We start from the raw sequence: 11,702 nt of genomic DNA, 5'->3' as shown, positions 1-11,702 counted from the left end.
CCCGTGGAGGGGAGTGAGGACCATGCGCGCCGCACCTGACGAGCAGTGGCACGAGACGGAACAGGCGCTGCGCCGCCTCCTGCGCGACGTGGTGCCGCAGACCGCCGGCCCCGCCGACCGCATGACGCGGATCAGGTGGCGTGTGCAGCGGCGCCGGCGGCGCCGCGCGGCAGCCGCCGGCGCGGCCACGGCGGTGGCCGCCGTCGTGGCCTGCGTGACCCTCGCACCGGGGCTGCGGCCACCGGGCGGGGCACGGACGCCGGCCGACGCGGCGGGACAGCGGCACGCCCTCCCCGCAGCGACGCCCTCGCCGGGAGCCACGGGGGACCGCACGACGGTACGCCTCCTGAGCGGCACCGGACTGACGCTGCGGGTACCGCGGACCTGGCACAGCCTGTCCGTCGACGACCGCGGCACGGCGACGGGCTTCGTCGCCTCGCAGCTCCTGAGCCTTCCGTCACGCGACTCCTGCCCCGACCTGGCGGAGGAAGCGCTGCCCGCCTGCGAGCCGCTGGAGGAACTCGGCGAGGACGGGGTGCTGATGACGTTCCGGACCGCCGTGACGGGCAAGGCCGGCCCGGCGACGCCCCTCACCCTGGGCGATCCGGTGGCCGCGGGAAAGGGGTGCCAGGTACTGCGGGGCGACACGGAGATCCTCGCCTGGGGTTACGGCCGCTCGATGGCGTACGGCAAGCCCTTCGAGGTGCGCATCGACGTGTGCCTGCGCGCACCGTCGGACGCCACCCTCACCACGGTCACGGAGGCCCTGAAGTCGGCGTTCCCCGGCACCGGCGGCTGACGGGAGACGGCGGGCCCGTGGACCGACCGGCGACGGCGCGTTCCAGGGCGTCCCGGCACAACCAAACCCTTGCCCGGCATGTCGTACATCGAAAGCAGGCAAGAGCCGCAATGCAAGGGGGAACCATGCGTGCGAAACGATACGGGGCGGTCCTGGCCGCCCTGGTGATGGCGGGTGCGGGGGTGGCCGTGGCAGCGCCCGCGGTGGCCGCGGCGCCCGCGGCGGCGTGCCCGACGGGCTGGGGCAGCCTCCCGAAGTCCGGGACCGACGCCGACCTCGGATCACTGACCGACATCAGGACCGGCAGCCACGAGTGCTACGACCGTGTGGTGTTCGACGTGCCCACCGCAGGCACGGACGCGATCGGCTACACCGTGCAGTACGTCGACGCCGTCCACCAGGACGGCTCGGGGCGGGTCATACCGGTCTCCGGCGGGGCGATCATCGAGATCCGGGTGGCCGCCCCCTCGTACGACCCGCAGACCGGCGCCGCGACGTACCCGGGCCGTGCGGGGCGGACGCTGCCGGGTGTCGACCTGACCGGCTACCGGACCTTCCGGGACGCGAGGTTCGCGTCGAGCTTCGAGGGTGACACGCAGGTGGGCCTCGGTGTGCGGGCCCGGCTGCCGTTCCGGGTGTTCCAGCTCTCCGACCGTCTGGTGATCGACGTGGCCCACACCTGGTGAGGTGCTCCCGCCGGCCGGGCCCGGTGGCGTGGCGCCACCGGGCCCGGCCTGGGCGGCCACGGCCTTGACCAGTAACTCCTGTGAATTCCTGGGGCGGTTGAACACTCCGGGGGTGGTGTCCGTATGTGTGGACGGCTTGTCGTGTTCAGGCCGCCAATCATCAGGCGCGCAGGAGGGTTTCCTTGGTACGCAATTCGCGCAGACGTGCTACCGGCACACGTAGTGGCACCTTTGTAGCCGTCGCCCTGATGCTGGGAGGCGGTGTCCTGGTGACGGCGAACGTGTTCGCCTCGGCGACCGAGGGGGACTCGTCGGGTCAGACGGCCCAGACGACCTCCGAGGGCCAGGCGATCACGGTCGACTGTCCGGACGTCGGCACGGAGCTCACCTCCGTGCCCGAGCAGGCGAAGGAGGACGTCGACAAGGAACTCGCCCTCCTGGACCAGCAGATAGCCGAGGCCTACCAGAGGCTGAAGGAGACGTCGGCAGCCCAGCAGCAGGACCCCGGTTTCGTGGACAACGCGGTCTTGGGCCCGCTGAAGGACAAGCGCGCCGCGACGATCGCGCGCATCCTGCAGGCCATCGACCGCGTGGGGGACCCCCCGCAGGGCGTCGAGGGCCTCGCGGGGTGCACGGTCCGCTCCACCGACGCCCAGGAGGGCCAGCAGGGACAGGAGGGCCAGCAGGGCAGCGCGCAGCCGTCCACGGGTGACGGCGGCCAGAACGGCCAGGGCGCCCCGGCCGGACAGGGCGGCGGACAGGGCGGCAACGGCCCCGTCGTGGCGGACTTCGCCGACATCATGAGCGTGAACCCGAACGCGCCGCGCGGCCCGCAGCCGTCGGACGCCTCTTCCGGCACGTTCTCGTCCGAATGCGGTGTCAACGCAGGCGGCCTGTTCAACTCCGACAACATCATCGTCGCCCCCGGAGTGACCAACGGCGCCCACCACTTCCACGACTACATCGGCAACCAGTCCAACAACGGACTCGCCACCATCGACGACCTCGCCAAGGCGGAGACGAGCTGCAAGGACCAGGGCGACAAGTCGTCGTACTACTGGCCCGTGCTGCGCGTGCAGGACGGCACCGTGGAGCGGGACGCCGGGGCGCCCGGCGGCGGCACCGAGGGCAACGCCGGGAAGATCGTGACCCCCAAGGAGGTCACGCTCACGTTCGTCGGCAACCCCGTCAGCAAGGTCACGCCCATGCCGCGCCTGCTGCGCATCATCACGGGCGACGCGAAGGCCTTCGTCAACGGGCCGGCCAACGCCAACGCCTCCTGGAGCTGCACGGGTCTGGAGGACCGGCAGCTGAAGGACAAGTACCCGCTCTGCCCCGACGGCAGCGACGTGGTCCGCACCTTCCGGTTCCAGAGCTGCTGGGACGGCCAGAACGTCGACAGCGCCAACCACCGCACCCACGTGGCCTTCGCCGACGCGGGCGGCAACTGCCCGCAGGGCTTCAAGGCCATCCCGCAGCTCGTCCAGCGCATCGTGTACGACGTCCGGACACCGAGCGTCCAGGACGGCGGCAAGACGGTGCCGTTGTTCGCGGTGGACTCCTTCCCCGAGAACCTGCACAAGCCGATCACCGACCACGGCGACTTCATCAACATCTTCGACGAGGGCCTGATGCAGGAGGTGGCCGACTGCATCAACCAGGGCCGCACCTGCGGCGCCGGCGACGACGGTACGGAGGAGCCCGGCAACGGCGGGAACGACGACCCCGGTACGGAGGAGCCCGGCAACGGCGGGAACGACGACCCCGGTACGGAGGAGCCCGGCAACGGGAGCAACGACAACCCCGGTACGGAGGAGCCCGGCAACGGGAGCAACGACAACCCCGGTACGGAGGAGCCCGGCAACGGCGGGAACGACGACCCCGGCGCCGAGGAGCCCCCGGCGGACAACCCGGACGACGACCAGAACGGAGGCGACGACACCCCCGACGCTCCTGTCACGGTGACGCCCAAGGCCGACACCACGCCTACGGCGGGCCAGGATGACACCGCCAACCCGCCCGCCGGCGGCCACCAGCACCACGGCGAGGAGCAGGGCGGGCAGCAGGGCGAGGAGCAGGGCGGCCAGCAGCCGACGGCGCCCGGGCAGTCCCCCGCCCCCGGCGGGTTCGCCCCGAGCCCCGCGGGACAGGCCAACCAGCAGGCGATCAACGGCGGTCTGGCCGACACCGGGACCAACCTGTGGCCGGCCGGTCTCGGAGCGGTCCTGGCGATCGCGGGATTCCTCCTGCTCCGCCGGGTGAAGCGCGGCGCGCTCTAGCTCCGCTTCCCCTGCGGCCGCAGTGAAGTCCCCCTTGGCGACCGGGCGTACCGCCCGGTCGCCAAGGGCGTCGTCCGGCTAGTCGGGGACCCCGGCGCCGTCCAGGAGCCGGTGCATGTCCTCGGGGGGCAGACCGGGGTTGCCGGCGGCGTGATGGGTCGTGTCGGGGTCGTCGAGCAGTTCGCGGATCAGCGGTACGGGCAGTCGCGGGTGACGGGCCGCAGCCCAGCGCCGGTCGGGGTCGCGGGCGAACTCCTCCAGGGTCGGCACGGGCAGGTCCGGGTCGGTCAACGCGAGACGACCTGCCTCGGGGTCCGCCGAGTCCGCGAAGCGCTCCGCGAGGCCCGCGGCGGGGAACCGCGGGTGGTTGGCGAACCACTTGACCGCGCGGTGGGTGCCGTTGAGGTAGAGGTCCAGCAGGGTTTCCGGCGGCGGTTCCGGGTGGAACTCGCACAGCAGGAGCCGTACGGCGAAGTCCTCGTCGCGGGACAGCAGTTCGACGTACTCGGGCTCCAGGCCGGGGCACACGGCGGCGCTGCGGCGCAGCCACGTGTGCGCGGAGGTCGCACATCGCCGCAGGACCTCCGGGTCGTCCTGGGCCTCCCGCACCCAGTCCAGCACGTCCAGGCGGTCCTCGGGGCCCACGGTGTAGTCGACGGCCGCGCGTTCCCGCTCCGTCAGCTCCGGCCTGGCGGAGACGACCAGCCGCACGTGCGGATCCGGGTGGGTGGCCAACCGCGCGACGAGGTCCGGTGGGAGGGAGGGGTTGGCGGCGACGGCCCCCGGGCGGTCGCCGGTGACCAGGCGTTCGGCGAGCTCGCGGCTGAGCAGCCCGCCGCGGAGCACCCTGGCCAGGTCCCAGGGGTTCGTGAGGCTCTCCACGAGCCAGGCCGTGCGTTCTGCGTCCTGATGGCAGACGCGCATTGCGGCGGCGCGTCGCACATCGAGGTCGTCGTCGTGGAGCAGCGCTTCCTTGGCGTCGTCGGAGAGGGAGTCCCATGCGCGGCAGGCCGCCTGGCGCAGGGGGCCGTCCGCATGGTCCGCAAGTCGCGCCAGGAGGTGGCCGGGCACGAGGGGCGAGATGACGGTCTCGCAGCGGATCCGCCCGTCCGGGTGGGCGAGGAGACGTTCGTACGCCCAGTCGGGCAGGGGGTCCACGCGTGTCCGGTACGGCGTCGGGCCGATGGCCAGGCCCAGGACGACCCGCGGCGACGGATCGTCGAGGAGGCGGGCCCGCTGGGCCGGGTCCGCGTTCTCGCTCTCGGCGAAGCATGCCCGTAGCGCCGGGTCCGGGTCCGTCAGGATCGCGTCGACCACTTCCAGCGGCAGACCTCTGCGCTGGGCGACGTTCCGCCTGATGACCCGGTCGTCGTGCCTGAGCAGTCGCAGCAGGACGTCCGCGGGCGCGGAGGGGTTCCAGGACAGATACGCCAGGGCGGCGACGTGGTGGTCGGCCATGGTGTCAGGAACCCCCCACCGCGCGGCGCTCGGCGACCCGGAGCGTGGTGGCGGCCGCCACGCCCGCCGCAAGGCCGAAGGTCAGCGCGGCCGGGACCCCGATGCCCAGACTGGCGGAGAGGGACAGCAGCCCCCAGTGCAGACCGGCCCCGTCCACGGTGACCCGCAGCAACTGCGAGGCGATCAGCCCGAGGACGGTCGCGCAGACCGCGCCGACCGCCATCGCGGGGAACGTGGCCCGTGTCAGCAGTACGGGCAGCCGCCGCAGCATCCACCACACCACGGCGAGCAGCAGCAGGTCGGCGGCGCGGGCCAGGAGCCAGTCGGTCAGCGGCCCGCCGGACGGGGTCGTCCAGGCACCGAGGAGCAGCCACTGGCGCAGCAGGTCGCCCGGTTCGGAGAGCAGGCCGATGCCGGGGGAGTAGGTCTGGAGGGCGGCGGCGACCGACTGGTACGAGAGCACCACGAGGGACACCGCGACCACCGCCGTCCCGACGGTCGCGGCCAGCCGGCCCGCACGCGCCGGGACGACCGCCTGGGGGAGCGGGTCCGCGCCCTTGGCCGTGATGCGCGCCGTGAGCACCGTCACCGCCGCCGCGAGCAGCGCGGCCACCGCGACGGCCTCCCGCCCGGTGGTGATCACCGAGGCCAGCTGGGGCAGGAAGCGGTAGCTGCCGTGCCCGTGCGAGGCGATCAGCCACGGCGCGGAGACGGTGACCGCCAGCGTCCCGGCCACCAGGCCCCACGCCCACACCGCGAGCAGCGTGGCGGGCCACCGGCCGTGCACCGGGGGCAGCCTGCGCAGCAGGAGCAGCGCCCCGGGTACGAAGGACGCGAAGACCGCGGCGAACCGGATCTGCAGCCCGGTCCTGTACAGCGTGAGGTAGTCGGTGCCGCCGGTCGGCGCGCCGAAGGGCTGCCCCCAGCCCGGCGGGTCGTACGACCAGGGGGTCAGCCACGTGCCGAGTTCCGTGGCCGCCCGGCCGCCGATCACGTCGACGGTGCCCGGCAGGTTCAGCGCGTGCGCGCTCGACCCCGCCCACCACAACAGCGCCGTGAGCAGCAATCCCCCGGTCAGGACCGGTATCGCCGCACGCCGGTAGGTCATCGTCCGCCCCCCGCTTCGATCGTTCGTCCAGCGGGCGTTGATCATAGGGGCACCCCGCCCCTCCGGATCCCGCAGCTCCCGGGTGCCGGCCGCCACCGGCGGTTCGACGTCTCTCCGTGGCCCGTACGCCGACGACAGCGCATGCACTTCATGCCTTCCCACGCCCCGAATTCCGCTTACGGCGGGCGATTCTGCGGCACCCCCGGGGGCTTGCCGCAAGCCCCCCGGTGCGCTGTACGTTGGGAACGGATTGGAGCGGACGAGCTCCTTTCCTTTTCTCTTTTGCGCGCGCCGGAGCCCGCTGGAGGGGCGTCCCTGTGCCGTCCCGGCACCTTCGCAGCACCGAGGCCCAGGCCCCGCCCCCGAACGCAGGAAATCCCCGTACCGCAATTGCGGTACGGGGATTTCCTCACGTATATTGAGTGTTTCTGTGCGCGCACAGAAACGGCCCCTCACCGGGGGCCACTGGAATCACCATATCGGACAGGGAGCGAATGTGTCAACTCGCGAAAGAGTCGAACTGCAGAAGGAGCAGGAATTCATCGACCGGCTCTACGAGCGGGTCGACACGCTGCGCGGGGTCGCCACCCGGCGCGTCGAGGACGCGCTGACCCCGGTGGGCAACGGCATGCAGGCCCGTCTCGAACGCGACGTCCTCGTCGCCGAGCGTTCCGGTCTGCTGGCGGCCCTCAACGCGGTCGACGGCTCGCTGTGCTTCGGCCGGATCGACCTCCGGGACGGCGCCGCGCACCACATCGGCCGCATCGGGATCCGTGAGGACGACACCGACCACACCCCGCTCCTGATCGACTGGCGCGCACCGGTCGCCCGGCCGTTCTACGTCGCCACCGGGCACACGCCCATGGGACTGCGCCGGCGCCGGCACATCACCACCGACGGCCGCCGGGTCACCGAGCTGCACGACGAGATCCTCGACCTCGAGGACGACGACCGCAGCGGCTTCGAGGACCGCACCGGCGACGCGGTGCTGCTCGCCGCCCTCAACTCGGCCCGCACCGGCCGCATGGCCGACATCGTGCGGACCATCCAGGCCGACCAGGACCGCATCATCCGCGCCCCGCACCGCGGCGTCCTCGTCGTCGAGGGCGGCCCCGGCACCGGCAAGACCGCGGTCGCGCTGCACCGGGCGGCCTTCCTGCTGTACGAGCACCGTGAGCTGCTGGCCAAGCGCGCGGTCCTGATCGTGGGTCCCAACCCGGCCTTCCTCCGCTACATCGGCGAGGTGCTGCCCGCCCTCGGCGAGACCGGCGTCATGCTCGCCACGCAGGCCGAACTCTTCCCCGGCGTCCACGCCCGCGGCACCGACACCCCGCGCGCGGCGGCCGTCAAGGGCGCAGCGGCGATGGCCGAGGCGCTCGCCCTCGCCCTGCGCGACCGCCAGGTACTGCCCGAGCCCGGTGCGCCGATCGTCATCCCGCACGACGACGGCGAACTCGTCCTGGACTGGGAGATCGCCTACCAGGCCAGGGACGCCGCCCGCGAGACGCGCCTGCCGCACAACCTCGCCCGGCCGTACTTCGCGTTCCACGTCATCGACGCCCTCACCGCGCAGCTCGCCGACCGCATCGGCGCGGACCCGTACGGCGGCCCCAACTTCCTCGGCCCGGACGACCTCGCGCAGCTCGGCAAGGGCGTCGCCGCCAGCGCGGGGGTGCGGGCCGCCGTGGCGGAGCTGTGGCCGATGCTCACCCCGCAGGAGTTCCTCACCGGCTACCTCGCCGAGCCGGCGTACCTGCCGGAGGAGGACGCCCGGGCGATCCGCCGCGCCCCGGACGACGGCGAATGGACCCCGGCCGACGTGCCGCTCCTGGACGAGGCGGCCGAACTGCTCGGCGTCGACGACAGCGCCGCGCGGGCCGCGGCCGAGGCCGAACGCCAGGAACAGATCGCCTACGCCCAGGGCGTCCTGGAGGTGTCGCGCGGTTCGGAGTCCTACGAGTTCGAGGACGCGGAGTCCGAGGTCCTGGCCGCCCACGACATCATCGACGCCGAGCGGATGGCCGACCGGCAGGAGGAGGCCGACCACCGCAGCGCCGCCGAGCGGGCCGCCGCCGACCGTACGTGGGCGTTCGGGCACATCATCGTCGACGAGGCGCAGGAGCTGTCGCCGATGGCGTGGCGCCTGCTGATGCGACGGTCCCCGACCCGCTCGCTGACCCTGGTCGGCGATCCGGCGCAGACCTCGGAGGAGGCGGGCGTCGGCTCCTGGGAGAAGATCCTCGAACCCTACGTCGGCGACCGCTTCGAGCACGTGCGGCTGGGCGTCAACTACCGTACGCCCGCGGAGATCATGGACCTGGCCGCGCAGGTCGTACGCATCGAGGACCCCGCCTTCGAGCCGCCCCGGTCGGTCCGTTCCACCGGCGAGAAGCCGTGGACGCGGCACGCCGGCGCGGACCTGGCCGGCGCGGTGGCGCGCGCGGTCGCGGAACTGACCCCCCACGAGGGGCGCCTCGCGGTGATCGCGCCGCGCGCGCTGCACGAGGAGATCGCCGCCCCGCTCGACGGGGTCACGGCCGGCGCCGAGCCCGACCTCACCCTGCCCGTGGTGCTGCTCGGCCCCCGCGAGGCCAAGGGGCTGGAGTTCGACCACGTCCTGGTCGTGGAACCGGCACGGTTCGGTACCAGCGACCTGTACGTGGCCCTGACCCGCGCCACCCAGCGCATGGGCATCGTCCACCGCGAGGACCTGCCCGCGTCGCTGCGCTGACCGCTACCCCCACCTCACGACCCCGGCCCGGCGCTCACCGGCCGGGGTCGTCCGGAGCGACCTCTATCCCGACCTGATCGCCGCAGGTGGCCTGTCCGCCGCCCTGGAGCAGGCAGCGGCCGGCCTCGGCGCCGATCTCGTGATCGTGCGTGATGGCGGTGACGCAGTCCTCCAGGCGCGTGTCGCCACCGCCGTGCCCGACCGTGATCCGCTGGTCGTCCACACGTACGCCAAGGAGCGCGGCTTCACGTTCTCCGGATGGAGCCGGGGGGCCGAGCTGATCTCGGGGAGCACGGCCGACCTCGGGGACGTGGTGCGGGTGGGGGCGGCCTGGGGGGACGGCACCGGATTCCGCGAACTGCACCGACGGTTCTCGTTCCTCCACCGCAGCGAGCGCGCCGAAGCCCATGAACGCGGACCGGCCGCCGAGGTCGAGCTGCAGTGGCGAAGGCTGCACGAACAGGCGGCGGAGGCGCCTGACTTCGACGGCTTCCGGCTCTTCGTGCGGGCGGCCCATGCCGAGCCGCGGCTGCGGCAGCTCTTCGCGTTCTCCAGCCACTGGGTACTGGGCTTCAGCGCCCGCACCGGGCACCCGTCCCGGTTGGAGGTGGCCATCGTCCCCGCGCACGACGGCCGTCCGTATCGCGTGAAGGACCACCTCCACCTCGGGGACGGTGTGATCGGCGAGGCGGCCACCGCGGAAGAGGCGGTCGCGCCGGCGGTCGCCCACCTCCCCGCCGACCTCGGACCGGCCGTCGCCGGTACCTCCGCACCCGATGACGGCAGGTGAGCCCTTCGAGGTGCTGCTGGAACGGCTGGACGGCGCACCGGTAGCCGGCGGGCGCCGTCGGCGAATCCGGACCGCCCACCGCGTCCCCGCTCCGGCGGCTCGCGCCCACGCTCGGGCTGCACACGCCGGACCTCTTCGTCATCGCAGGCGTCGACGTACCCGGCGATCGTGCTCCCGCCGACCCGAAGCCCGGACGTCACGTACCGGATCTCGTCCGGCACGCCGTCGACCTCCCGTCCTGCGCCGGTACGTGGCGTCACTGCCGCCGCCGCACGAGCGGTACCCGGACGGCCCCGGCGCCGTCCTCATGGGCCTGGCACCGCAACCGCAACCTCGGTTGGATGGCCACGGCCGAGACGTCCTTCCTGATCACGGGCCGCTGCTGGTCCGCGGCACGGGTAAAGGTTCAGGGCCTTTCGACCCGGGTGAGGATTATCGCGTAGCGGCACTCGGCATCGCTGGTGTTGGCGAACACGCATGGGACGGGTGCGTCGACTTCGATCGAGTCGCCCGGGCCGAGTTCGTGCACCACATCGCCCTCGTGGAAGGTCAGCCTGCCGTCGAGCACCCAGACGGCCTCCCGTTGGAAGGCCAGGGAAGCCGCGGGATACGGCACGCGGGCCCCGGGCGGCAGGTGGACCTCTGCGATGTCGGCGGGGAAGCTCGGCCCGGTGATCTGGCGCCTGCGGTATTCGGTGACGGGATCGCGCCATTCCGTGGCGTCGGCCACCCGGTGCACCCCGGTGGCCTGGGCCGGGGTGAGCAGGGCGGAGACGGAGACCTGGAACGCGGCGGCCAGTTTGCCGAGGACCACAGCGGTGGGGCTGCTCTCGGCCCGCTCGATCCGGTTGATCATCGCGCGGGACACACCGGAGGCGTCCGCGAGCTGCGCCAGAGTCCATCGGCGCTGTTCCCGTTCGCTGCGGATGCGGGCCGCGATCTGCATGACCAGGGGATCTACTATATTGGACACATCTTCTAGTATATAAGAAAGAGGGCCTGCCCCGCACACCCCTGAGTGACATCGCCTCCGTGACCGAGCGGATCAAGCTGGGCACCGCGATCCTGGTGGCGCCGCTGCACGTACCTGTCATGCTCGCCCGCCGGCTCGCCACCCTGGACCGGTTCAGCGGTGGCCGGGTCATCGCCGGCCTGGGACAGGGCTGGCAGCACAGCGAGTTCGAGACGGCGAACGTGCCGATCAGCCGCAGGGGCGCCCGCACGGAGGAATTCATCACGGCGATGCGGTCCGCGTGGGGCCCGGACCCGGTCCGGCACGAGGGCGAGTTCTACCGGATCGCGCCGTCGCAGGTGAACCCCAAGCCGGTCCAGTCCCGCGTTCCGGTGCTGCTCGCCGCGAATGCGCCGGCCGCCGTGAAGCGCGCCGGCCGGATCGCGGACGGCGTGATCCCGATCACCTCCTCGGTGGAGGAACTGCGCGGCATCGTGTCCACGCTCCACGACGCCGCCCGGGAGGCGGGCCGCGACCCCGCGGACCTCATGGTGGTCAACCAGGTGCCCTGGCCGACCCCGGTCACCCGTGAGCCGATCGGGGGAGGGCCGGCCCTTCCTCGGCGGATCGCCCCGGCAGATCGCCGAAGACCTCGCGGCCGCCCGCGAGAGCGGTGCGACCCAGGTGTACCTCGCCGGCGGCCAGGGCCTCGGGCTCGACGTCGGCCTGCAGGCCGCCGACGTGGACCCATGGCTCGGGCTGCTCGGTGAGGTGATCGAGGCGGCCGACTGCCTCGGCGTCCTCGCGCCGTGAGGAGGGGCGCCCACCGGACGGGAGCACCGGACCCGGGCGCCTGCCCGGTCCGCACGCTGACCTCGAACCCCGCGACGGTGGAGCCG

At 73.0% G+C, this 11,702-nt stretch carries 10 protein-coding genes and 1 pseudogene; 7 read left to right on the top strand and 4 right to left on the bottom strand.

Annotated features, from left to right (window positions below; all coding sequences use genetic code 11):
• Positions 1-22 precede the first annotated feature (22 nt).
• The 3 genes from ACFYYN_RS14455 to ACFYYN_RS14445 all read left to right on the top strand — a co-directional run bounded on the left by ACFYYN_RS14455 (position 23) and on the right by ACFYYN_RS14445 (position 3,764).
• The gene (locus tag ACFYYN_RS14455; protein WP_500546039.1) at positions 23-799 is read left to right on the top strand and encodes a hypothetical protein; all 777 of its coding nucleotides are present in this window, start codon (positions 23-25) and stop codon (positions 797-799) included.
• Positions 800-924: 125 nt separating this feature from the next.
• Positions 925-1,485 carry an AMIN-like domain-containing (lipo)protein gene (locus tag ACFYYN_RS14450; RefSeq protein ID WP_500326985.1) on the top strand — a complete coding sequence of 187 codons (561 nt, stop codon included), beginning with the start codon at positions 925-927 and terminating at the stop codon, positions 1,483-1,485.
• 248 nt (positions 1,486-1,733) lie between these two features.
• The gene (locus ACFYYN_RS14445; RefSeq protein WP_500546038.1) at positions 1,734-3,764 is read left to right on the top strand and encodes a DUF1996 domain-containing protein; all 2,031 of its coding nucleotides are present in this window, start codon (positions 1,734-1,736) and stop codon (positions 3,762-3,764) included.
• A 78-nt stretch (positions 3,765-3,842) separates the two neighbouring features.
• Here ACFYYN_RS14445 and ACFYYN_RS14440 read toward each other — a convergent pair whose 3' ends face one another.
• Positions 3,843-5,222, bottom strand: coding sequence for a hypothetical protein (locus tag ACFYYN_RS14440; RefSeq protein ID WP_500546037.1), 1,380 nt, complete (start codon positions 5,220-5,222; stop codon positions 3,843-3,845).
• A gap of 4 nt (positions 5,223-5,226) precedes the next feature.
• Positions 5,227-6,330 (bottom strand): hypothetical protein, encoded by a 1,104-nt coding sequence (locus ACFYYN_RS14435; RefSeq protein WP_500546036.1) that lies wholly within the window; start codon positions 6,328-6,330, stop codon positions 5,227-5,229.
• A gap of 520 nt (positions 6,331-6,850) precedes the next feature.
• On the opposite strand from ACFYYN_RS14435, the gene ACFYYN_RS14430 reads away from it, so the two are divergent.
• Complete coding sequence (locus ACFYYN_RS14430; RefSeq protein WP_500546181.1) at positions 6,851-9,061, top strand: HelD family protein; 2,211 nt, start codon at positions 6,851-6,853, stop codon at positions 9,059-9,061.
• Positions 9,062-9,095: 34 nt separating this feature from the next.
• On the opposite strand, the gene ACFYYN_RS14425 is transcribed toward ACFYYN_RS14430, so the two are convergent.
• On the bottom strand, positions 9,096-9,284 hold the full coding sequence (locus ACFYYN_RS14425; RefSeq protein ID WP_500546035.1) for a hypothetical protein: 189 nt from the start codon (positions 9,282-9,284) through the stop codon (positions 9,096-9,098).
• Between ACFYYN_RS14425 and ACFYYN_RS14420 the strand changes: the two genes are divergently transcribed.
• Positions 9,255-9,851, top strand: a complete 597-nt coding sequence (locus ACFYYN_RS14420; RefSeq protein ID WP_500546034.1) for a DUF6193 family natural product biosynthesis protein — start codon at positions 9,255-9,257, stop codon at positions 9,849-9,851. The genes ACFYYN_RS14425 and ACFYYN_RS14420 overlap by 30 nt on opposite strands.
• Before the next feature lie 406 nt (positions 9,852-10,257).
• Here the strand turns inward: ACFYYN_RS14420 and ACFYYN_RS14415 are convergent, their stop codons facing one another.
• Complete coding sequence (locus tag ACFYYN_RS14415) at positions 10,258-10,824, bottom strand: helix-turn-helix domain-containing protein (RefSeq protein WP_500546033.1); 567 nt, start codon at positions 10,822-10,824, stop codon at positions 10,258-10,260.
• Between the two features lie 59 nt (positions 10,825-10,883).
• On the opposite strand from ACFYYN_RS14415, the pseudogene ACFYYN_RS14410 reads away from it, so the two are divergent.
• Together ACFYYN_RS14410 and ACFYYN_RS14405 are read left to right on the top strand one after the other, a co-directional pair.
• Positions 10,884-11,306, top strand: a pseudogene (locus ACFYYN_RS14410) (LLM class flavin-dependent oxidoreductase); the annotation flags it as partial.
• An 85-nt stretch (positions 11,307-11,391) separates the two neighbouring features.
• A complete protein-coding gene (locus ACFYYN_RS14405) occupies positions 11,392-11,616 on the top strand; it encodes a hypothetical protein (RefSeq protein WP_500546186.1) in 225 nt (74 codons plus the stop codon).
• The last annotated feature ends 86 nt before the right edge of the window (positions 11,617-11,702 follow it).

It is taken from the genome of Streptomyces sp. NPDC001902 (assembly GCF_042891295.1).
Classification (GTDB): Bacteria; Actinomycetota; Actinomycetes; order Streptomycetales; family Streptomycetaceae; genus Actinacidiphila.
The sequence above is the reverse complement of the archived record's forward strand: the minus strand, read 5'-3'. Positions and strand labels throughout refer to the sequence as shown.